The 20,636-nt window shown below is 73.0% G+C and carries 19 protein-coding genes and 3 pseudogenes; 13 read left to right on the plus strand and 9 right to left on the minus strand.

The window, feature by feature from the left end; translation table 11 throughout:
* The first annotated feature begins 66 nt into the window (after positions 1–66).
* From sigK to QUE40_RS17085, 9 genes and pseudogenes are all read left to right on the plus strand, one after another.
* A complete protein-coding gene (gene sigK / locus QUE40_RS17050) occupies positions 67–672 on the plus strand; it encodes an ECF RNA polymerase sigma factor SigK (RefSeq protein ID WP_289231732.1) in 606 nt (201 codons plus the stop codon).
* Entirely contained in the window at positions 669–1,160 is a 492-nt protein-coding gene (locus QUE40_RS19785) for an RskA family anti-sigma factor (RefSeq protein ID WP_433997019.1), read from the plus strand. Before sigK ends, QUE40_RS19785 begins: the two co-directional genes overlap by 4 nt.
* On the plus strand, positions 1,157–1,486 hold the full coding sequence (locus QUE40_RS19790; RefSeq protein WP_433997020.1) for an anti-sigma factor: 330 nt from the start codon (positions 1,157–1,159) through the stop codon (positions 1,484–1,486). The genes QUE40_RS19785 and QUE40_RS19790 overlap by 4 nt, the downstream gene beginning before the upstream one ends.
* Positions 1,483–1,689 (plus strand): annotated as a pseudogene (locus QUE40_RS17060) (NAD(P)-binding protein); the annotation flags it as partial. The gene QUE40_RS19790 and the pseudogene QUE40_RS17060, both read left to right, overlap by 4 nt.
* 107 nt (positions 1,690–1,796) lie before the next feature.
* Positions 1,797–2,780 carry an NAD(P)/FAD-dependent oxidoreductase gene (locus QUE40_RS17065; RefSeq protein ID WP_350227002.1) on the plus strand — a complete coding sequence of 328 codons (984 nt, stop codon included), beginning with the start codon at positions 1,797–1,799 and terminating at the stop codon, positions 2,778–2,780.
* A gap of 44 nt (positions 2,781–2,824) precedes the next feature.
* Positions 2,825–3,421 (plus strand): annotated as a pseudogene (locus tag QUE40_RS17070) (DUF1365 family protein); the annotation flags it as partial.
* Positions 3,422–3,995: 574 nt separating this feature from the next.
* Positions 3,996–4,798, plus strand: a pseudogene (locus QUE40_RS17075) (class I SAM-dependent methyltransferase).
* Complete coding sequence (locus QUE40_RS17080; protein WP_289233118.1) at positions 4,795–6,129, plus strand: SAM-dependent methyltransferase; 1,335 nt, start codon at positions 4,795–4,797, stop codon at positions 6,127–6,129. The pseudogene QUE40_RS17075 and the gene QUE40_RS17080 overlap by 4 nt, the downstream one beginning before the upstream one ends.
* Positions 6,122–6,901, plus strand: coding sequence for a DUF1295 domain-containing protein (locus tag QUE40_RS17085; protein WP_289231735.1), 780 nt, complete (start codon positions 6,122–6,124; stop codon positions 6,899–6,901). Before QUE40_RS17080 ends, QUE40_RS17085 begins: the two co-directional genes overlap by 8 nt.
* Positions 6,902–6,969: 68 nt before the next feature.
* Here QUE40_RS17085 and QUE40_RS17090 read toward each other — a convergent pair whose 3' ends face one another.
* Positions 6,970–7,719 (minus strand): class I SAM-dependent methyltransferase, encoded by a 750-nt coding sequence (locus QUE40_RS17090; protein ID WP_289231736.1) that lies wholly within the window; start codon positions 7,717–7,719, stop codon positions 6,970–6,972.
* 115 nt (positions 7,720–7,834) lie between these two features.
* Between QUE40_RS17090 and QUE40_RS17095 the strand changes: the two genes are divergently transcribed.
* Complete coding sequence (locus QUE40_RS17095; protein WP_289231737.1) at positions 7,835–9,316, plus strand: molybdopterin-dependent oxidoreductase; 1,482 nt, start codon at positions 7,835–7,837, stop codon at positions 9,314–9,316.
* A gap of 116 nt (positions 9,317–9,432) precedes the next feature.
* Entirely contained in the window at positions 9,433–10,140 is a 708-nt protein-coding gene (locus QUE40_RS17100) for a fasciclin domain-containing protein (RefSeq protein WP_289231738.1), read from the plus strand.
* Between the two features lie 116 nt (positions 10,141–10,256).
* Here QUE40_RS17100 and QUE40_RS17105 read toward each other — a convergent pair whose 3' ends face one another.
* Together QUE40_RS17105 and QUE40_RS17110 are read right to left on the minus strand one after the other, a co-directional pair.
* A complete protein-coding gene (locus tag QUE40_RS17105; RefSeq protein ID WP_289231739.1) occupies positions 10,257–11,588 on the minus strand; it encodes a peptidoglycan DD-metalloendopeptidase family protein in 1,332 nt (443 codons plus the stop codon).
* A gap of 100 nt (positions 11,589–11,688) precedes the next feature.
* Entirely contained in the window at positions 11,689–12,780 is a 1,092-nt protein-coding gene (locus tag QUE40_RS17110; protein WP_289231740.1) for a C40 family peptidase, read from the minus strand.
* A 339-nt stretch (positions 12,781–13,119) separates the two neighbouring features.
* On the opposite strand from QUE40_RS17110, the gene QUE40_RS17115 reads away from it, so the two are divergent.
* Positions 13,120–14,499: an MATE family efflux transporter gene (locus tag QUE40_RS17115; protein ID WP_433997021.1), complete on the plus strand. Its 1,380-nt coding sequence runs from the start codon at positions 13,120–13,122 to the stop codon at positions 14,497–14,499.
* A 294-nt stretch (positions 14,500–14,793) separates the two neighbouring features.
* Here QUE40_RS17115 and rplI read toward each other — a convergent pair whose 3' ends face one another.
* From rplI to QUE40_RS17140, 5 genes are all read right to left on the minus strand, one after another.
* Positions 14,794–15,243 (minus strand): 50S ribosomal protein L9, encoded by a 450-nt coding sequence (gene rplI / locus QUE40_RS17120; RefSeq protein WP_289231741.1) that lies wholly within the window; start codon positions 15,241–15,243, stop codon positions 14,794–14,796.
* 23 nt (positions 15,244–15,266) lie between these two features.
* A complete protein-coding gene (rpsR, locus tag QUE40_RS17125) occupies positions 15,267–15,503 on the minus strand; it encodes a 30S ribosomal protein S18 (RefSeq protein ID WP_013494395.1) in 237 nt (78 codons plus the stop codon).
* Between the two features lie 197 nt (positions 15,504–15,700).
* Positions 15,701–16,297 carry a single-stranded DNA-binding protein gene (locus QUE40_RS17130; RefSeq protein ID WP_142007121.1) on the minus strand — a complete coding sequence of 199 codons (597 nt, stop codon included), beginning with the start codon at positions 16,295–16,297 and terminating at the stop codon, positions 15,701–15,703.
* Between the two features lie 37 nt (positions 16,298–16,334).
* Positions 16,335–16,622 (minus strand): 30S ribosomal protein S6, encoded by a 288-nt coding sequence (gene rpsF, locus QUE40_RS17135; protein ID WP_142007122.1) that lies wholly within the window; start codon positions 16,620–16,622, stop codon positions 16,335–16,337.
* Between the two features lie 206 nt (positions 16,623–16,828).
* On the minus strand, positions 16,829–17,704 hold the full coding sequence (locus QUE40_RS17140; RefSeq protein WP_289231742.1) for a hypothetical protein: 876 nt from the start codon (positions 17,702–17,704) through the stop codon (positions 16,829–16,831).
* Positions 17,705–17,928: 224 nt separating this feature from the next.
* On the opposite strand from QUE40_RS17140, the gene QUE40_RS17145 reads away from it, so the two are divergent.
* Positions 17,929–18,072: a hypothetical protein gene (locus QUE40_RS17145; protein ID WP_289231743.1), complete on the plus strand. Its 144-nt coding sequence runs from the start codon at positions 17,929–17,931 to the stop codon at positions 18,070–18,072.
* Between the two features lie 116 nt (positions 18,073–18,188).
* On the opposite strand, the gene QUE40_RS17150 is transcribed toward QUE40_RS17145, so the two are convergent.
* Positions 18,189–20,630: a transglycosylase domain-containing protein gene (locus tag QUE40_RS17150; RefSeq protein ID WP_170206903.1), complete on the minus strand. Its 2,442-nt coding sequence runs from the start codon at positions 20,628–20,630 to the stop codon at positions 18,189–18,191.
* Positions 20,631–20,636 lie beyond the last annotated feature (6 nt).

Raw genomic sequence — 20,636 nt, forward strand, 5'->3', positions numbered from 1 at the left:
CGGCCGCTCCGAACCACCGGGCATGAACCCCCCGCTCACCCCGCTCGGGGCGCGACGATGAGCCACATGTCGCCCGCCCCCGACGACGAGGGACCGCGGCCGCTCGCGGCGTCCGACGCCGGGGGCGGTGCCGACCTCGCCGCGCTGCTGCGCCGCTGCGCCCGCGGCGACGACGACGCCTTCGCGACGCTCTACGACGCCACCAGCCCGCGCGTCTACGGCCTGGCCCTGCGCGTGGTGCGCAACCCCGCCCACGCCGAGGAGGTCACGCAGGAGACCTTCCTGGAGGTCTGGCGCCACTCCGCCCGGTTCGAGCCCGCCAGGGGCAGCGCCCTGTCCTGGTTGCTCACCCTCACCCACCGCCGGGCCGTCGACCGGGTCCGCAGCGTCCAGGCGGCCACCCGGCGCGACGAGGACTACCAGCAACAGACCGAGCCACGGGCGTACGACACCACTGCCGAGCAGGCCCACCGCGGACTCGACGCCCAGCGCGTCCGCAAGGCCCTCGCCGGCCTGACCGAGACCCAGCGCCAGGCCGTGGAGCTGGCCTACTTCGGCGGCTACACGCACACCGAGGTCGCGCGGCTGCTCGACCTGCCGCTGGGCACCGCCAAGACCCGCATCCGCGATGGACTCATCCGGTTGCGCGACACGATGGGAGTCGAGCGATGAACGCCGCCGACACCTACCAGCTGCTCGGCGCCTACGCGCTCGACGCGGTCGACGACGCCGAGCGTGCCGAGGTCGAGCGCTACCTCGCCGAGCACCCCGAGCACGACGCGGAGCTGCAGTCCCTGCGCGACGCCGCCACGGGGCTCAGCGCGCTCACCGAGACCGCGCCGCCCGCGCGGCTCCGCGCTTCCGTCCTGGACGAAGTACGCCGCACGCGCCCGCTCCCGCCCGCGCCGGAGACGCCGGCGGCCGGGTCCGGGACAGCGGCCGGGTCCGAGACGGCGGCCGAGGCGCCGGCGACCGCGAGCGCCGAGCCCGGCGACGACGTACGCCCGGAGCAGCCGGCCGACGAGCTCGCCGCACGCCGTCGCCGCCGTGCTCCGTGGCTGCTGGGCGCCGCGGCGGCCGCCGCGGTCGCGATCGGCGGCGTGGGCGTGTGGTCCCCGTGGGACTCCCCGACCCGACGCAGGTCGCGGTCACCCAGGTGACCGACGCGCCGGACGCGCGGCAGTACACCATGCGCATGGCGGACGGGTCGGTCACGATCTTCCGCTCGCCCTCGCAGGCGCGCGCCGTGCTGCACTCCACGTCGCTGCCCAACGCCCCCGCGGGTCGCGCCTACCAGATGTGGTTGCAGCAGCCCGACGGGTCGATGGTGTCGGCCGGGCTCGTCCCGCGCTCCGAGGACGGCACCGTCACGATGCTCCTCTCGGGCGACGCGGCGCAGGCCGTCGGAGCCGGGATGACCGTCGAACCCGCAGGCGGGTCAAGGCAACCCACGAGCGAGCCGCTCGGACTGGTCGAGTTCCGATGACGGCCCCGCAGTACGCCGTCGTCGGCTCGGGGGTCAGCGGCCTCGTCGCGGCCTACGTGCTGTCGGGCGCCGGCCCGGTCACGATCTACGAGGCCGACGCGCGCCCGGGCGGGCACGCCCACACCCACGACGTCACGCTCCCCGGCGGTCAGGTCGTGCCCGTCGACAGCGGGTTCATCGTGCACAACGACCGCACCTACCCCACGCTGTGCCGGCTGTTCGCCGAGCTGGACGTCGCGACCCAGCCGACCGACATGAGCATGTCGGTCAGCGGCGGGCCCCGGCGTTGGCAGTACGCCGGCGGCCAGGGGTGCGCGGGATCCTCGGCGACCCGCGCACGGCGGCGAGCCCGGCGTACTGGCGGATGCTGGTCGAGGTCCGGCGCTTCCACCGAGAGGCGCGAAACCTGTTGGCGGACAAGGGTCTCGATACGGGCTCCGCTAGCGCTCCGCCCTACTCGACCAGCGTGTCGACCAGCGTGGGCGAGTGGGCCGGGGGCCTGGGGTTCAGCGACACGTTCCACCAGATGTTCCTGCGACCGCTCGTCGCGGCGGTCTGGTCGTGCGACGCCGCCGACGCGCTGCGCTACCCCGCCCGCAGCCTGCTCACCTTCCTCGAGCACCACGGCATGCTCAGCGTCAGCGGGTCGCCGACGTGGCGCACGGTCGTCGGCGGGTCGCGGGCCTACGTCGACCGAGTTCTCAAGAACGTCAGCGCGATCCGGCTCTCGAGCCCTGTGCGCGAGGTCCGCCGCACCGACGCCGGCGTCGAGGTCACCGACCCGCACGGCACGCGGACGTACGCCGGTGTCGTCATCGCCACGCACCCGCACCAGGCCCTGCGCATGCTCCCCGAGCCGAACGCCCTGGAGGAGGCCGTGCTGTCGGCGATCACCTACTCGACCAACCCGGCCCAGCTGCACACCGACAGCAGCCTGCTGCCGACCCGGCGTCGCGTGTCGGCGTCGTGGAACTACCGGCTCCCGGACGAGGATCAGCACGGCGTGCTGGTCACCTACGACCTCACCCGGCTGATGCGCCTGCCGCGGGGCGACCAGCAGCGAATCCTCGTGACACTCAACGGTGCTCACCGCGTCGACCCCAGCACGGTCCTCGCCGAGATGACCTACGAGCACCCGCTCTACACCGCTGAGGCTGTCGCCGCGCAGCGGCTCCTTCCGCAGCTGTCCGACGACCGCATCGCCTTCGCGGGCGCCTACCACGGGTGGGGGTTCCACGAGGACGGCGCCGCCAGCGGCCTGGCCGCCGCCCGAAGCCTCGGGGTGACCTGGTGACCGCGCTCTACCGCACCCGGGTCGCCCATCACCGGGGCTCACCCGTGCGGCACTCGTTCCGGCACCGCTCGGTCGCCTGGCTCGTCGACCTCGGCGAGCTGGGCGGCCGCACGGTGCCGCCCGACCTGCCGCGCTGGCTGGCGCCGGTCCTGTCGTTCCGCCCCGGCGACCACCTGGGCGACCCCGAATCCCGTTGGTACGACAACGTGCTCGCGTTCGCCGCGACGCAGTGCGTCGACCTGGCCGGCCACCGCGTGCTGGCGCTGACGACACCCCGCAGTCTCGGCCACGCGTTCAACCCGATCACCGTCTACTGGTGCCTCGCCGGCGGCGACCTCACCTGCGCGATCGCCGAGGTGCACAACACCTACGGCGAGCGGCACGCCTACCTCGTGCGGCCCGACGCCACCGGCAGGGCGCAGACCGACAAGCAGCTGTACGTCTCACCGTTCAACGACGTGTCCGGCCGCTACACGCTCTCGGTGCCGCTCCCCGGCGACACGCTCGCCGTGCGCGTCACGCTGCACCGCGACGATTTCACGCCGTTCGTGGCCACCTGGGAGGGCGAGCGCGTGGCCCCCTCCGACGCGGTGCGCACCGCGCTGACCAGCGCCCTCGCGCCGCGTCTGGTGGCGACCCGCATCCGGGTGCACGGCATCCGGCTGTGGGCGCGCGGCCTACCCATCGTTCACCGACCGCACCACACCCCCAGGAGTCGGTATGACCGCGTTCGACGCAACCCTCAGCCCGCTCAGGCCCGACGACGGCCCGATCGACGCCGCCCGATGGCCCGACGTCGCCCACGCCCCCGCCACGCTCCGCGCCCGGCTCGCCCGCCCCGTCGCGGAGCGGATCTTTCTGCGCGCCGTCGACCGCATGCCGATCCGGGTGCTGCTGCCCGACGGTCACGCCGTCGGTGGCGGCGCGGCGAGGCTCGGCGCGCCGACGATGGTGGTGCACGACGCGCAGCGGCTGCTGCGGCGCATCGGCGACAGCGGTCTCATCGGCTTCGGCGAGAGCTACTGCGCCGGCGAGTGGGACAGCCCCGACCTGCCCTCACTGATCGCCGCGTTCGCCGACGCGATCGACGATCTGGTGCCGGCACCGCTCGCCCGCCTGCGCGCCGCCTACCTCGCGCGACAGCCGCGCGCCGACCGGCAGACCGCCGACAACGCGCGCCACAACGTCGAGCGGCACTACGACCTGTCCAACGAGATGTTCGCGCTGTTCCTCGACGAGACGATGACCTACTCCGCGGCCCTGTTCGACCCGCCCCCGACGTACGACACCCGCACCCACCCCCAACCCCTCGCCGAGGCGCAGCGCACCAAGATCGACCGGCTGCTCGACCAGGCAGGCGTCGGCGAGGGCACCCGGATGCTCGAGATCGGCTCTGGTTGGGGGAGCTCGCGCTCCGGGCCGCGCAGCGCGGCGCCCACGTCGACACCATCACGCTGTCGTCGGAGCAGCTCGCCCTGACCCGCGACAAGGTGCGGGCCGGCGGCGTCGCCGACCGCGTCGACGCGCGGCTGCTGGACTACCGCGAGGTCAGCGGCCGCTACGACGCCGTGGTGTCGGTCGAGATGATCGAGGCCGTCGGGCTCGACTTCCTCGACACCTACTTCGCGACCATCCGGCGGGTGCTGCGGCCCGGCGGCCGCGCCGCGATCCAGGCCATCACCATGCCCCACCACCGCCTCGACCTGACCCGCGGCGGATACACCTGGATCCACAAGTACATCTTCCCCGGCGGCTCCCTCGCCTCCCGCGAGCTGCTGCTCGCCGAGGCGGGGCGCGCCGGGCTGCGCACCGTCGACACGTTCCGCATGGGCGGCAGCTATGCGCTCACCCTGCGCCAGTGGCGGGAGAGCTTCGACCGGCAGCGAGATGCGTTGTCCCAGCTGGGCTTCGACCACACCTTCCAACGCATGTGGCGGTTCTACCTCGGCTACTCCGAGGGCGGCTTCCGCTCCGGATACCTCGACGTGCACCAACTGACCTTCGAGGCGGTCGCGTGAGACGACCCGCCACCGCGCCAGCGCGCCCCGTCGCGCCGGCCCTCGTCGCCCTCCTCGAGGACGTCCTCGGCGCCCCGCCGCCCGCGCGCGTCGTCGCCTGGGACGGCTCCAGCGCCGGTCCCGACCTCGGCGCGCCCACGGTCACGCTGCACTCCCCGGGGGCGCTGCAACGCCTCGTGCGCCACCCGGGTGAGCTCGGCGCCGCCCAGGCCTACGTCACCGGCGAGCTGTCGATCGACTGGCCGGTCGAGCGAGCCCTCCGCCACGTCCGGGGCCAGATCCGCCAGTGCCCCGCGCGACGGATCCGCCTGTCGCCCAAAGTGATTCGCGAGGCGGTCGGACTTCTTCGCGGCGCCGACGCGTTCGGCCGGCCGCCGGCGCCGCCCGCCACCCAGATCGCCGTGACCGGGCGTCTGCACTCCCGCCGCCGCGACGCCGCGGTGATCCACCACCACTACGACATCCCCACCGACTTCTACGAGCTGATCCTCGACGACGCCATGGCTTACTCCTGCGGTTACGTCACCGGGGCGAGCCTCGATGCGCACGAGACACCGGCGTACACGCTGGAGGACGCGCAGCGCGACAAGCTCGACCTGGTCTGCCGCAAGCTCGGCCTCGACCAGCGACCCGGCATGCGGCTGCTCGACGTCGGGTGCGGCTGGGGCGCCCTGAGCCTGCACGCCGCCGAGCACTACGACGCGGCCGTCACCGGCGTCACCATCGCGCGCGAGCAGCAGCAGTTCGTCGAGAAGCGCGCCGCCGACCGCGGGCTCACCGACCGGGTGACGATCCGGCTGCAGGACTACCGCGACGTCGCCGACCGCCGGTACGACGCCGTCGCCTCGCTCGAGATGGGCGAGCACGCCGGCGACCGCGGATACCCCGCGTTCGTCGAGACCCTGCGCCGCAACGCCGCCCCGCACGCGCGCATCCTCGTGCAGCAGATGAGCCGGCGCGGCGCGCACCCCGGCGGCGGCCCGTTCATCGAGGCGTTCATCGCGCCCGACATGACGATGCGGCCGGTCGGCGAGACCGTCGAGCTGCTCGAGCGCGGCGGCCTCGAGGTGCGCGACGTGCACGCGCTGCGCGAGCACTACGCCTGGACCGTGCGCGCCTGGCAGGACCGGTTCGTCGCCGCGCGCGAGGAGCTCACGCGCCTCGTCGGGGAGGAGGTCGTGCGCGTCTGGGAGCTCTACCTCGCCGGCGGGCTGCTGGCCTTCGAGGAGGGACGCATGGGCGTCGACCAGATCCTCGCGGTGCCCGCGCCGGGCGCGCCCACCACCGTCCCCGCCGTGCGACCCGCGACCTGGAGCGACCCTCGTGGGTGACTTCGCCGCACTGTCGCTGCTCAGTCTCGCGCTGGTGCTCGCCCTCCAGCTCCTGACGTACGTCGTCAGCCGCCGGGCAGGTCGGCTCTCCGTCGTCGACGTGACCTGGGGCGTCGGCCTCGCCCTGGTCGCGCTGCTCTCCGCCGCGGTCGGCAGCGGCGACGCGGCGCGTCGGACGCTGCTCGCCGTCATCGTCGTCGTCTGGGGCTCCCGGCTCGCCTGGCACATCCACCGCAGGTCGCGCGGCAAGGGCGAGGACCCGCGGTACGCCCGCCTCGCCGAGGGCCGCTCCCGGGCCTCGGTCTTCGTCCGGGTCTTCCTCACCCAGGGCCTGGCGCAGTGGTTCGTCTCGCTGCCGGTGCAGGTCTCCGCCAGCACCGGCCCGCCGCGCGGACTCGGTTGGGCCCTGGTGGTTCTCGGCGTCGTTGTCTCCGCGTCGGGCCTGGTGGTCGAAGCCGTCGCCGACCGCCAGCTGGCCGCGTTCAAGGCCGACCCGGACAGCCGCGGGCGGATCATGGACCGCGGCCTGTGGAACTGGTCGCGCCACCCCAACTACTTCGGCGACGCCTGCGTGTGGGTCGGCGTCTATCTCGTCGCGTGCGCCGTGTGGCCGGGCGTGCTGACCGTGCTCTCGCCCGCCGCGATGGTGTGGTTCCTCGTCGTCGCGACAGGCGCCCGGCTGCTCGAGCGGCACATGGCCGACCGCCCGGGATTCGCCGACTACCAGCGGCGCACGAGCTTCTTCGTCCCGCTCCCGCCCAGGAAGGGATGACCTCAGGCCAGCCGCACCTTCTGGCGTCGCCTGGGTGACCGCCTCTCAGCCCGCACCGGCCGCCCCGGTCAGGCGTCGTCGACGGTCGGCGGCGGAGTCTGCGGGCGGTCGCCGCGGCGGCGCAGCACCGTGACGACGTAGTCGGTGCCGGGGACGTACGGCGCCAGCTCGTAGGAGGCGAACCGGGACTCCACCTCGAGCCCGGCCGCGTCGGCGTCGGTGACGAACTCGTCGGGGTCGTACGCCCGCGACCCCGCCGGCCCGGCCTGGGTGTGGAAGCCCACCAGCACTCGCCCGCCCGGCGCGAGCAGCGCCCGCAGCCGGGCGAGCACCGCGCGTTCGGTGCTCTCGGCCAGCAGGATCATGACGTTGCCGACGCAGACGATGAGGTCGTACGCCGTCGGGAAGCCCGCCTCGTGCAGCACCTCCGGCGCGAGGTCGTCGAGCCGGGCCTGCAGCACCGGGAGCTCGGGATAGGTGCGCCGCGACTGCTCCACCAGCTCGGCGTCGAGGTCGACCGCGATGACGCGGTGCCCGCGCCGCTGCAGCGTCGCCCCGACCCGCCCCATGCCCGACCCGGCGTCGAGCACCGTCGCGGCACGCGGCGCGAGCACGTCGGCGAGCCGCGCCTCGCCCTCGATGTCGTGGCCGTCGCGCAGCAGCCGCGCGAACCGCTCGCCGTAGCCCCGGTTGCCCGGGCCCCCGTCTCCCAGCGTGTCGGACGGGCGGGACTGGCGGGGCGAGGTGCGATCACGTCGCCCAGGATGACCCACCGGCTCGAGGGCGCGCCATCCGGCGGCGGCTTCGCTCCGAACCATCCACCGTGACGACACCCCCAGCCTCACCCGCAGACGAGGTGGCTCCCGGCGCCGCCGAGCCGAGCGCACCCGTGCCCGGCAGGGCACGCGCCGCCTCGTGGGGGTGGTGGCGGCCGTGGCCGGCGCCGGCCTCGGTCACCTCGTGGCCGGCCTGACGCGACCCGACGCCTCACCGGTGCTCGCGGTCGGATCAGTCGTGGTGGACAGCGCCCCAACACCCTTGAAGACGTGGGCGATCCGCACGTTCGGCACGCAGGACAAGCTGGTCCTGGTGAGCAGCGTCGCGCTGGGCGCGCTGCTGCTCGCCGCGCTCGCCGGCCTGCTCGTGCGTCGCTCCCTGGCGGCAGGGGCTGTCGGGCTCGCCGCGCTCGCCGCGCTCGCCACCGGGGCCGCACTGACCCGCCCGACCGCCACCGCGGGCTCGGTCCTGCCGGGGCTGGTCACCGCGCTGACCGGCGTCCTCGCGCTGGTGTCGCTGCACCGGCAGTTCCGTGCGACGCCCCGACGCCGGCCGGACGCCCCCGCGTCGACAGGCGCCACCCGGCGGACCGTGCTGGGCAGCGGCGTCCTGGCCGCGGGCATCGCGGCGCTCGGGCTCGCCGCAGGTGCCGCAGGACAGCGCCTCACCAGCGCGGCGCAGCAGGTGGCCGGCACCCTGCCCCTCCCCCGGCGCCGCCTCCCGCCGCTGCCGGCCGGTCTGGAGCGCAGCGTGCCGGGCGTGACCCCGTTGCGCACGCCGACCGCCCGCTTCTACCGGGTCGACACCGCCCTCACCGTGCCCGTGGTCGACCCCGCGGACTGGGAGCTCGTCATCGACGGCGACGTCGAGCGCACGGTCCGGCTCAGCTACCAGGACATCCTCGACATGCCGCTCGTCGAGCGGGACATCACGCTGACCTGCGTCAGCAACGAGGTGGGTGGGCCGTACGCCGGCGGGGCCCGCTGGACGGGCGTCCCGGTGCGCGACCTGCTGGCCCTGGCGAGCCCCCGCCCCGGCAACGACCAGGTGCTCTCCACCTCCGTCGACGGTTACACCAGCTCGACCCCGCTCGCCGCCCTCACCGACGAGCGCGAGGCCCTGCTCGCCGTCGGCATGAACGGGCAGCCGCTGCCGCGGGTCAACGGTTATCCCGCGCGGCTGGTGACCCCCGGCCTGTACGGCTACGTCGGCGCGACCAAGTGGCTCACCCGGCTCACCGTCACCACCTACCGCCAGCGTCGCGCCTACTGGACCGTCCGCGGGTGGGCCACGCAGGGGCCCATCAAGCCCAGCGCCCGGATCGACACCCCCGAGCCGCTCGTCAGCATCGCTCCCGGGCGGGTGGCGATCGCCGGAACCGCCTGGGCGCAGCGCCAGGGCGTGCGCGGCGTGCAGGTGCAGATCGACGACGGGCCCTGGCGTCCCGCCCGGCTCGGCCCGGAGGTCAACATCGACTACTGGCGGCAGTGGTGGTTCCCCTGGGACGCCACCACCGGGCAGCACCGGCTGCGCGCTCGCTGTGTCTACGGCGCCAGCCAGGAGCAGACCGCGACGCCCGCCCCACCCTTCCCCGACGGGTCGTCCGGGCTGCACGAGATCGTCGTCGTCGTGTCGTGACGACCGTGCCATAGGGAACGGCCAAAACTCTTGTGCCTCAAGGCAATCCGATTCGGCACGCGGTTCCGAACACCTTTCGACCACAGCGTCATTCCCTCACCGAACGGAGCACCACCATGAAGCGCACCCCCACCGGCCTCGCGCTCGCTGCGACCCTCTCGCTGGCTCTCACCGCCTGCGGCGGCGGCAGCGACTCGAGCTCGTCGGACACCGCCGCGACCCCCGCTGCGTCGCCCTCGTCGGCACCGATGAGCTCCGCCCCCTCGACCTCGGCGCCCGCCACGTCCGACCCGATGGCCAGCTCCTCGTCTGCCTCCTCCGACCCGACGGCCGGTTCGAGCGGCTCCGCCGCGAATGCCCAGTTCGGTCCGGGGTGCGCTCAGGTGCCGAAGACGGGCAAGGGCTCCTTCTCCGGCATGGCGAACGACCCGGTGGCGACGGCCGCCAGCAACAACCCGCTGCTGTCGACGCTGGTCTCCGCGGTCACGAAGGCCAACCTGGCCGGCACCCTGAACAGCAGCAAGGACATCACCGTCTTCGCGCCCGCCAACTCCGCCTTCGCCAAGATCCCGGAGGGTGATCTGCAGAAGACGCTGAACGACAACAAGGCCCTGACGACGCTGCTGACCAACCACGTGGTGAAGGGCCGCCTGGCCCCCGACCAGCTCGCCGGCGAGCACACCACCCTGGCCGGTGACACCATCAAGGTGACCGGCACCTCGCCGAACTTCGACGTGGCCGGCGCGAAGGTCCTGTGCGGCAACGTGCAGACCCAGAACGCCACGGTCTACATCGTCGACACGGTGCTCACCCCGCAGAAGTAGCTCGCACCGGCAGCGACGGCGGACCCTGCGCTTCCTGCCCCGACCGCAAGCTCGGCCCCTCCGGCGATCGCCGGAGGGGCCGAACTTGCGGTGTGTCGCGGGGTCGCCGCGCCCGGTCAGTCGTTCTGGCTGCGGGCGTAGACCCCGACCGGGTAGGACGTGCCGCGCTCGACGGTGCGCGGGACCTGGATCGACACGTAGTTGCTGCAGCCCACGATGCCGAAGTGCAGGTGCGGCCCGGTCGAGTTGCCGGTGTTGCCCGAGCGGCCGACCTGCTGACCCTGGCTGACCGACTGACCCGCACGCACCGAGATCGAGCTCATGTGGTTGTACTGCGTGCAGTTGCCCGACGCGTCGCGCAGCAGCACCGCGTTGCCGCCGCCGTAGACGTCCCAGCCGGCCTTGTAGACCGTGCCGGAGCGGGCCGCGACCACGCTGGTGCCGGTCGGCATCGCGAAGTCGATGGCGTACTGGTCGTAGCGGCCGTCGTGGCTGAAGCTGCCCTGGGGACCCTGCGAGATGCGGGCCGAGGTGCCGGCCGGGAACGGCAGCTTGTAGAGCGCGTTCGGGTCGGCCGGGGCGCTGCCGCCACCGGTGCTCGGGCCGCTGCCGCCACCGGTGCCGCACGGGAAGCCACCCAGCGAGCTCCAGGTCGCGGGGCCGACGACGCCGTCGACCAGCAGCCCCTTGCTGCTCTGGTAGGACTTCACGGCCGACAGGGTCTGCGGACCGAAGCTGCCGTCGACCGAGATGCGCAGCCGCTCCTGCAGGGTGCGCACCAGCGAGCCGGTGGAGCCGTAGCGCACGACCGTGACCGTGCAGTTGTTCGGGGCGGGCTCGGGCTCGCTCGGGGTGGGACCGGGGAAGCCACCGAGCGACTCCCACGTCTTCGGGCCGACGATGCCGTCGACCTCGAGGCCCTTGCGCTCCTGGTAGGCCTTGACCGCGCGCAGCGTGATCGGGCCGAAGCTGCCGTCGACGGCGATGCCGCCGAGGCGCGACTGGAGGGTCTTCACCAGCGACCCGGTCGCGCCGTAGCGCAGCACCACCAGGGTGCTGCCGGTCATCGGGGCGGCGGGCAGCGTGGTGGCCGCCTGCGGGACGGCCGCGGCCGCCGGGGCCGTCACCGCGGCCGGGGCGACACCGGGGGCCGCGGTGGCCGAACCGGCCATCGCGACGCCGCCGATCGTGGCGGGAACGGACAGCGCGGCGCCGGTGGCGAGCGCGGTGCCGCGGCGACCCGCGACGGCGGGAACGGCGCGGGCGGCGAGGCTGGGCTGCGCCTTGAGGTGGCGCGGGGCGGGACGTCGGCTCATCTGACCCTCCGTGGACGGCTGCGGCGAGCCGACGTCGGCCAGCGGCCGGCGGCACGAGCAGCGCGTGTGCACGGGGCACCCGGCGTGCTCGGCGAGCACCGGCGATCGGTCGGTCGTGGTCGTGCTCGTCATCTGTATTCCTCCTACGGTGCCGCAGTGAGAGGGGGAGCGGCGGGGGTCAGTTACGGGCTGTGGAAAGGCCGCCCGCGAGCGAGCGGCCTGTGGACAGGGGTCAGACGAGGCGGATCGCCTTCACGGGCGAGACCCACATCTTGTGGATCGAGATCTGGGTGCCCGGCTTCGCGGAGTCGATGATCATCCCGTTGCCGGCGTAGATCGCGACGTGGCTCACCGGCGAGTAGAAGAACACCAGGTCCCCGACGCGCAGGTCGTTCAGCGAGACGCCCGAGCGGAACTGCGACTGCTGCAGCGAGGTGCGCGGGAGGTTCACGCCGACCTGGCGGTAGACGTACTGCGTGAAGCCCGAGCAGTCGAAGCCGGCCGGGGTCGAGCCGCCGTAGACGTACCACGTGCCGAGGTACTTCTTGGCGATGTCGAGCACGTCCTGCCCGTTGTAGCTGGCACCCGGCTCGGGCTCGGGCGCCGGCTCGCTCGGGGCGCTGGGGTCGGGAGCGGGGGTCGGGTCGGGCGTGTCGCACGGGTAGCCGCCCAGCGAGCGCCAGGTGATCGGGCCGACGATGCCGTCGACCTCCAGGCCCTTGCGCGACTGGTACGCCTTCACCGCCGACAGCGTGGCCGGCCCGAAGTCTCCGTCGGCCGTGATGCCCAGGCGCGACTGCGCGACCTTGACCATCTCGCCGAACGAGCCGTAGCGCAGGACGTAGCTGCTGCACGTCTCCGGCGGGGCCGGGGTGGGGCTCGGGGCCGGCGCGGTGCCGGGGAAGCCGCCGAGCGCGGCCCAGGTCAGCGGACCGACGTAACCGTCGACCTCCAGGCCCTTGCGCTCCTGGAACGCCTTGACCGCGCGCAGGGTGATCGGGCCGAAGCTGCCGTCGGCGGTGATGCCGAGGCGCGACTGGAGCGTCTTCACGAGCGACCCGGTGGAGCCGTAGTGCAGCACCACGACCGAGGTCGGCGACTGCGGCAGGGTGACGGGGGCCTGCGGGAGTGCGCTCGGTACGCCCGGGGCCGCCTGCGGCGTGACGGGCGCCGCCACGGCGGTCGGGGCGAGCCCGGCGAGCGAACCGGGGACGGCCACCGCCGCGCCGGCGGCCAGGACCGCGCCGCGACGAAGGGTGACCTGCTGTCGGAGGGTGGCGCGTGCCGGGCGTTGACGCAGGTGCTGCGGTGCGGCGGTAGGCATCCGGTCGGGGGCCTTTCGGACGGGACCATCGCGGTCGTCGGACGTGCGGGTCGTGCGCGGGCGCGGTGCTCGGTGCCAGAGCCAGTCCCCCGACGGTTCGGGCACGGCGGACAGCATGCCGGACCTGCGACGGGTGTGAAAAGAAGAAACGGATGTGACTCGGTGTGTCTGATTGACAACTGGGGCCAGAGTGCTCGAATCCGAACATTCCGCGGAATCCCGCGGTTCCGCGGCATTCCGGGGCTGCCGCTGCACGACACATCTGTAACTTCGAACACCATGCCGAAGGGTGTAGCGATAGCACCCTGTCTCATATTCTGAGACCCCTAGGATGGGTGGGTGGTGAAGGCGCAGCGATCCCGGGCCGTTCCGGACGACGCACCCGCCGCTCCCGGCGACGCCACGGCCCGCCCGCACCGGGCCATCGCCCGGCTGGCGGTCCCCGCGTTCCTCACCCTCGTCGCCGAGCCGCTGTTCCTGCTCGCCGACTCCGCCATCGTCGGCCACCTCGGCACCGCCCAGCTCGCCGGCCTCGGCGTCGCGAGCGCCGCGCTGCTCACCGCGGCGAACATCTTCGTCTTCCTCGCTTACGGCACCACGAGCCTGGTCGCGCGTCAGCTCGGCGCCGGCCGGCCCGACGCAGCGCTCTCGGCGGGACTCGACGGCGTCTGGCTGGCGGCCGGGCTCGGCCTCGTCAGCGGCGCGCTGACCGCCGCCTTCGCCCGACCGATCTGTGCCCTGTTCGGGGCGAGCGCCGCAGCGCTCGACCATGCGACGACGTACCTGCGCATCTCGGCCATCGGCATCCCGGCGATGCTCGTGCTGCTGGCCACCACGGGCGTGCTGCGCGGCTTCCAGGACACCCGCACGCCGCTGGTCGCCGCCACCCTTGGTTTCACGGCGAACATCGTGCTCAACCTGGTGCTGGTCTACCCCGCGGGCCTGGGCATCGCGGGCTCGGCGCTCGGCACGGTGATCGCCCAGACCGGCATGGCCGGCGGACTGCTGTGGGTCGTGCTGCGCAAGGCGCGCACCAGCGCGGCGGCGCTGCGTCCGCACCCGGGGCGCGTGCTGCGCGCGGCGCTCGGCGGGATGCCGCTGCTGGTGCGCACGCTCGCGCTCCGGGCCGCCATGCTGCTCACCACCTGGGTCGCGGCCGGGCTCGGTGACGTGCCGCTCGCGGCGCACCAGGTCGCCCTGACCGTCTTCGGTTTCCTCGCCTTCGCGCTCGACGCACTGGCGATCGCCGGGCAGGCGCTGACCGGGGCATCGCTCGGCGCCGGTGACGTCGAGGGCACTCGCGCGGCGACCCGGGTGATGCTGTGGTGGGGCTGGTGGGGCGGCGTCGCCCTCGGCCTGCTGGTGCTAGCCGTGCACCGGGTGCTTCCGGCGCTGTTCACCCCCGACCCGGCCGTGCGCGACGCCCTCGCCGTCGCGCTGCTCGTGCTGGCCATCGGACAGCCGATCGCGGGCCTGGTGTTCGTGCTGGACGGGGTGCTCATCGGCGCCGGCGACGGCCTCGCGCTCGCGGTGGTGCAGGTCGGCGTGCTGGTCGCCTACCTGCCGGTGCTGCTCGCGGTGCGCGCCAACGCCCCCGACGACGCCGTCGCCGCCCTGCAGCTGCTGTGGTGGTCGTTCACGGCGTTCATGGCCTTCCGGCTCGTCGCGCTGTGGCTGCGCGCCCGCACTGACCGCTGGCTGGTCACCGGCGCCGCCTGACCGCGCGTACGCCCACCGCACCTGCCGTACGCCAGCTGCCGACGGCGTACGCCTTCCGCAGATCGTTCACCGGTGCACGAAATGAGCAGGGGTCACCCCAGGATCCCGGGGGTCGCCGCCTCAGATCGTTCACCAGTGCACGAAATGAGCAGGGGTCACCCCGGGATCCCGGGGATCGCCGCCTCAGATCGTTCACCAGTGCACGAAATGCGGAGCAGGTGCCCTGACTGCGCCCGGAGACACCGACGGGGTGGCCGCACCTCATCGGTGCGGCCACCCCGTGGGTTACAAGAACTACCGCGCGGGGACGACGTTCAGGTTCACCGTCGCGACGACCTCGGGGTGCAGGCGCACCTCGACCTGGGCCGGGCCGGTGGACCGGATCGGCTGGGTCACGACGATCGCGCGGCGGTCGATCGAGCCGGCGCCTGCGGCGGCGACGGCGTCAGCGATCTCGGCGGTGGTGACGGCGCCGAAGAGGCGACCGCTCTCGCCCGCGCGGGCGCTGAGGTTGATCGTGGCGGCCTCGACGTTGCCCTTGAGCTGCTGGGCGTCCTCGAGGGACTTGACCGCGCGGGTCTCGCGGGCGCGGCTGATCGCCTCGACCTGCTTCTGACCGCCCTTGGTCCACGGCGTGGCCAGGTTGCGGGGCAGCAGGTAGTTGCGGGCGTAGCCGTCCTTGACGTCGACGACGTCACCGGCGGTGCCCAGCTTGGACACCTCGTGGGTGAGAATGACCTTCACTTCGGATCTCCTTCCGCGAAGGCTCAGCGAGCCGAGCTGGAGTAGGGAAGCAGCGCCATCTCGCGGGCGTTCTTGACCGCGGTGGCGATCAGCCGCTGCTCCTGGACGGACACACCGGTCACCCGGCGAGCGCGGATCTTGCCGCGGTCGGAGATGAACTTGCGCAGCAGCGCGGTGTCCTTGTAGTCGATGTTCTCGACCTTCGCCGCCTTCAGCGGGTTGGCCTTCTTCTTGGGCTTGCGCACAACGGGCTTGGCCATCGTGGTGCTCTCCTTAGGTTGCGGGAGCCCGAGCGGTGCTCGGGATGGGTGTTCGGTTGTTCTCGGTTGTTGGTCTCGATACGCCTCGCCTAGCGGCTCGGCTACTCGACCAACGTGGGCCTGGGCGCCTCGGCGACGATGCCGGCGAGCCGGAGCTTGCGACGGATCGCCGGAGGAGGAGCCGAGGCCAAAAGGATCTAGAACGGAGGCTCGTCGTAGGACGGGCCGGTGCTCCAGCCGCCGCCCTGCTGACCGCCTCCCTGCTGACCACCGGAGGACTGGCCCCCGGTCGCCCACGGGTCCTCGGCCTGGCCGCCCTGAGCGGGACCGCCCTGGCCACCGGACGGCTGTCCGCCCTGCTGGCCGTAGCCGCCACCGCCGTAGCCGCCGCCTCCGCCGCCGCCGAAGCCACCGCCGCCACCACCACTGCGCTGGGTCTTGTTGACCTTGGCCGTGGCGTAACGCAGCGACGGGCCGACCTCTTCGACCTGCATCTCCATGACGGTGCGCTTCTCGCCCTCCTTGGTCTCCCAGGAGCGCGAGACGAGCCGGCCGGAGACGATGACGCGTGCGCCGCGGGTGAGCGACTCGGCGGCGTTCTCGGCCGCCTCCCGCCACACCGAGCAGCGCATGAACAGCGTCTCGCCGTCCTTCCACTCGTTGGTCTGCCGGTCGAACTGGCGCGGCGTCGACGCGACCGTGAAGTTGGCGACCGCAGCCCCGTTGGGCGTGAAGCGCAGCTCCGGGTCGCTCGTGAGGTTGCCGATCACCGTGATCGGGGTGTCACCAGCCATGCGGGATCCTTTTCTGAGTGCGGATCGGTGAGGAGTCTCAGGCGTCGCCGCGCATCAGCTTGGTGCGCATGATCGACTCGTTGAGCCCGAGCTGACGGTCCAGCTCCTGGGCCGTGGCGGGCTCGGCGGTCATCGTGACGACCGCGTAGATCCCCTCGGACTTCTTCTTGATGTCGTAGGCCAGCCGGCGACGACCCCAGATGTCGAGGTTGTCGACGGTGCCGCCGTCCTTGGTGACGACGGTGAGGAACTTCTCCAGCGAGGGCTGGACCGTGCGCTCATCAAGCTCGGGGTCGAGGATGATCATCAGTTCGTACTGACGCATGCGGGAAACCCACCTCCTTCGGTCTCGGCGGTCACGGTCTCTCCGTGACAGGAGGGTTGCAGCGTCTCGGTGCACCCACCTCGGGTGGTCGTCGGGCCGTTGGACTCCACGGTGCCACGCGGCACCGACAGACGTCCGGGCGTGATCCGTCGACCTGTGGATGCACCGGGAACCGGACAAGGGTAGCCGCGCGCGCGGCGCCGGCCCTAATCGGTCGGGCTGGGCACCGCCGTCAGCCGCCCGGGCTGCGCCTGCGGCTCGGCCGCGCGGGCCCGCTCGTCGGCGCGCTGGGCCAGGTCGACCATCCGCCAGGCGAGGGCCCCGAGGGCGAGCAGCCGGGCGAGCGAGACGAGGGCGTACGCCGCCGCCGGCAGGCCCTTCGCGGAGTCGAAGCCGCTGCCGACGTACAGCCAGGTGGCGACGAACGCGGTGATCTCGACCCCGGCCCACAGCAGGTGGTCGCGCCACCCGATCAGCGACGCGGCGATCAGCGGCAGCAGCCAGGTGGCCGCCTGCACCGGGTTGCTCTTGCCGGTCACCATGACGATCACGAGCATCACCGTCGCGACCGGGATCAGCGGCAGCGGCCGCTCGCGCGCGACGAGCATCCCGCCGACCGCGAGCGCCACGACCCAGCCGAGCACCGCGATGGCGGTGAGCACCCCGGCCGGCAGCGTCACGCCGACGATCTCCAGGATCTTCCAGACCGAGCCGTACGCCGCCGCCTGGTCTGCCCAGAGCCGGTACGGCGCGAGCGGGTCGCCGCCGAGGGCGTACGCCAGGACCAGGCACAGCACGATCACGCCGGCCGCGGCGGCCAGCGTCTTGCGCACGTCGTCGCGCCGCCCGGCGCGCCAGCCCACGAGCGCGACGGCGGCCAGCACGATCAGCGGGAAGCTGCGCGCCATCACGGCGGCTCCGAGCAACGCCCCGGCCGCGACCGGGTGGCGACGCACCCACGCGGCCAGGCCGGCCGCCATGAGCAGCACGCCGAACAGGTCGAGCGAGACCAGCGCGGAGGTGATGAGCACCGGGCTGAGCGCGACGTGCGCGGCCCGCCAGGGGTGTCGGGCAGCATCCACGCGACCGCGCAGACGGTTCCGGCGACCAGCAGCGCCACGACCACGGCCGCGAGCGCGAAGAACCACTGCTGCCGCGCCAGCGGGTCGACCCGTCAGGGGTCACCAGCTGCATCACCCAGGTGAGCATCGCCGTGAGGAACGGCTGGTTGGTGCCGGGAGCGAACGGGTCGTACGCCGACCCCGGCGCCGCGCCGTTGGCGGCGGCGGGCAGGTCGGAGTAGCACATGCGCCACAGCGAGTTGGGCGTCGCCCAGCCGGTGCGCACGCAGCTGTTCTTCTGCAGCACGCCGAGCGCCACGACCATGCTGCCGAGGGCCGACAGGACGGCGGCCGCGGCGAGCCAGCCGCGCTGCCCGACGCGGGCGTAGCGACCGACGGGGCCACCGATGACCTCCGAGGCCGCCCGCGCGACCGGGTCTTCACGGGTCGGCAGCTGCTGGGTCATGCCGCGGAGTCTAGGTGGCTCCGCTGCGGCACGCCCGGGCTAGTCCTGCTGAGGTCGGGCCGAGGCCGAGGGCCCGTTGCCGTTGCCGCCGCCGAAGGTCGAGGTCGGCTGCGGCGGGCGCGAGGGCTCCGGCTCGGGCTGGGGCTCAGGCTCCGGCTGCGGCGGGCTGGGCTCGGGCTCCGGCGGTGCCGTCGGCTCGGGCGGCTGCGTCGGCTCCGGGGGCTGCGTGGGCTCCGGGGGCTGCGTCGACGAGGGCGGCGGCGCGCTCGAGGACGACGGCTCCGGTGCCTCGCTGCTGCTCGGCTCCGGCGCCTCGCTGCTGCTCGAGGGCTGCTCGGGGCTCGGCTCAGGAGCCGGGGCGGGCGCCTCGCTGGATGCCGGCGGCGGCGCCGGAGCCGGCTGCTCCTGCGTCGGGCGCGAGGTGGTCGTCGGGCTGAACGAGCTGGTCAGCCCGGGAGCCTTCGGGAACTTCGTCGCCGGGTCGCCCTGCAGCGCCCCCTGCATGAACGCGGTCCAGATCTCGGTCGGGAAGGTGCCACCGGTGAGGTTCGGGATGCCCGCGATGTTGCGCATCGGCTGGTACGTCTTGCCGCCGTCGGCGGACTGGAAGATGCCGACCGACGCGGTCAGGTCGGGCGTGAACCCGTTGAACCACACGGCCATGTTGTTGTTCGACGTTCCGGTCTTGCCGGCCGCCGGGCGGCCGAGGCCACGGGTGCCCGGGCGACCCGACCCCTCGGTGATGACGTCCTCCAGCGCGACTCGGGTGTTCATCGCGACGGCCCGGTCGAACACCCGCGTCGTCTTGGGCTTGGCGTCGTAGGTGTAGCTGCTCGTGCTCGAGGTGACCTTCTTGATGTAGTACGGCGTCGACTTCACGCCCTCGCCGGCGATGGTGTTGTACGCCGTCGCCATGTCGACCACCCGCACCGAGTCGGTCCCGAGGATGTTCGACAGCGTCGGCTTGCCGAGCGAGCTCTTCGGGATGCCGGCCTGCTCGGCCACCTGGGCGGTGCGGCTCGGGCCGATGTCCTCGTTGAGCTGCAGGAACACGGTGTTGACCGAGTTCGCGGTCGCCCGCTGCAGCGAGATGTTGCCGTAGGAGATGTTGCCGAAGTTGCCGACGCGGCCGCGCGGGTTGGTCTCGCTGACGTACTGCTTGAAGTACATCGGGCTGCGGCCGGAGTAGGTCTTGTTCAGCGTCATGCCGTCCTGCAGCCCGCCGAGCAGCCCGAAGACCTTGAAGCCCGACGCGGCCTGCATCCGCTGGTAGGTCGCGTTGTTGGCCTCCTTGGCCGGGTCGCGACCGCCGTAGACCGCGACCACCGCGCCGTCGCCGGGCCGCTGCGCGACCAGGCCGACGTGCAGGTTCTTCGTCGCCTCGGTCTCGGGGACCCGCTTGTTCACCGCGTCCACCGCGGCGGTCTGGGCCTTGCGGCTGATCGTCGTGGTGATCCGCAGACCGCCCCGGTCGATGTCCTCCTGGGTCAGGCCCAGCGGGCCCTTCAGCTCGGTCTCGACCAGGTCGCGGATGTAGCCGTTGGGGCCGGGCACCGTCTGGCGCTTGCGCTCCTGGAAGGTCGGCATCGTCTGCCGGTTGCGCTCCTCCTGGGTCAGCCAGCCCTGGCTGACCATGCCGTCGAGGACGTACACCATGCGGGCGTTGACCCGGTTCTTGGCGTCCTGACCGTTCGCCGGGTCGAGCCGGCTCGGCGCCTGCACGACGGAGGCGAGGAACGCGCCCTCGCTGACCGTGAGGTCCTTCGCGTCCTTGTTGAAGTACGCCTTCGACGCCGCCTGGATGCCGTAGGCGTTGCGCCCGAAGTAGATGGTGTTGAGGTAGTTCTGGAGGATCTCGTCCTTGGGCGTCTGGTTGTCGATCTTCAGCGAGATCATGACCTCTTTGAGCTTGCGGGTCATGGTCTTGTCGGCCGTCAGGAAGTAGTTCTTGACGTACTGCTGGGTGATCGTCGAGCCACCCACCGTCTGCCCGCCGGTGAGGTTGGTCCACAGCGCCCGCACGATGCCGGTCGGCGAGACACCCTGGTTGTCATAGAAGCTGCGGTCCTCGGCCGACAGGAAGGCGTAGCGCACCGACTGGGGCACCTGCGAGATCGGGATGTCCTCGCGGGTCGTGTTGTTGAACCGCGCCAGCTCGGTCTTGCCGTCGTCGTAGTACAGGACCGAGATCTGCCGCTGCGCCGCGGCGTTGGGCTCGGGGATCTCGGTGCGCTGGTAGATCACGAACAGCGCGATGACGCCCACCACGAACAGCGCCGCGAGCGCGGCGAGGCTGCGGGTGATCACCTTGAACAGCAGGGAGCGCTGCTTGCCCCGGCCACGCGGCTTGCCGCCGCCGGCACCTGCGCCGGCCGCGGACGTACGTCGGGCGCGCCGTTCGCTGCGTCGCTCGACCGGCGCGACGGCGGCCTGGGTGTCGTCGGCGTCGTCGGAGCGTCGGGGTGCGTCGGAATCCGCCACGGAAGT

The organism is Barrientosiimonas endolithica, assembly GCF_030296655.1.
GTDB classification, from domain to species: domain Bacteria; phylum Actinomycetota; class Actinomycetes; order Actinomycetales; family Dermatophilaceae; genus Barrientosiimonas; species Barrientosiimonas humi.

Bases quoted from the DNA above. Each gene is read 5' to 3' on its own strand.
- sigK (WP_289231732.1), top strand. From the start codon at position 67: ATGTCGCCCGCCCCCGACGACGAGGGACCGCGGCCGCTCGCGGCGTCC.
- QUE40_RS19785 (WP_433997019.1), top strand. From the start codon at position 669: ATGAACGCCGCCGACACCTACCAGCTGCTCGGCGCCTACGCGCTCGAC.
- QUE40_RS17090 (WP_289231736.1), bottom strand. From the start codon at position 7,719: ATGGTTCGGAGCGAAGCCGCCGCCGGATGGCGCGCCCTCGAGCCGGTG.
- QUE40_RS17100 (WP_289231738.1), top strand. From the start codon at position 9,433: ATGAAGCGCACCCCCACCGGCCTCGCGCTCGCTGCGACCCTCTCGCTG.
- QUE40_RS17105 (WP_289231739.1), bottom strand. From the start codon at position 11,588: ATGACGAGCACGACCACGACCGACCGATCGCCGGTGCTCGCCGAGCAC.
- QUE40_RS17110 (WP_289231740.1), bottom strand. From the start codon at position 12,780: ATGCCTACCGCCGCACCGCAGCACCTGCGTCAACGCCCGGCACGCGCC.
- rpsR (WP_013494395.1), bottom strand. From the start codon at position 15,503: ATGGCCAAGCCCGTTGTGCGCAAGCCCAAGAAGAAGGCCAACCCGCTG.
- QUE40_RS17130 (WP_142007121.1), bottom strand. From the start codon at position 16,297: ATGGCTGGTGACACCCCGATCACGGTGATCGGCAACCTCACGAGCGAC.
- rpsF (WP_142007122.1), bottom strand. From the start codon at position 16,622: ATGCGTCAGTACGAACTGATGATCATCCTCGACCCCGAGCTTGATGAG.
- QUE40_RS17145 (WP_289231743.1), top strand. From the start codon at position 17,929: ATGCGCCACAGCGAGTTGGGCGTCGCCCAGCCGGTGCGCACGCAGCTG.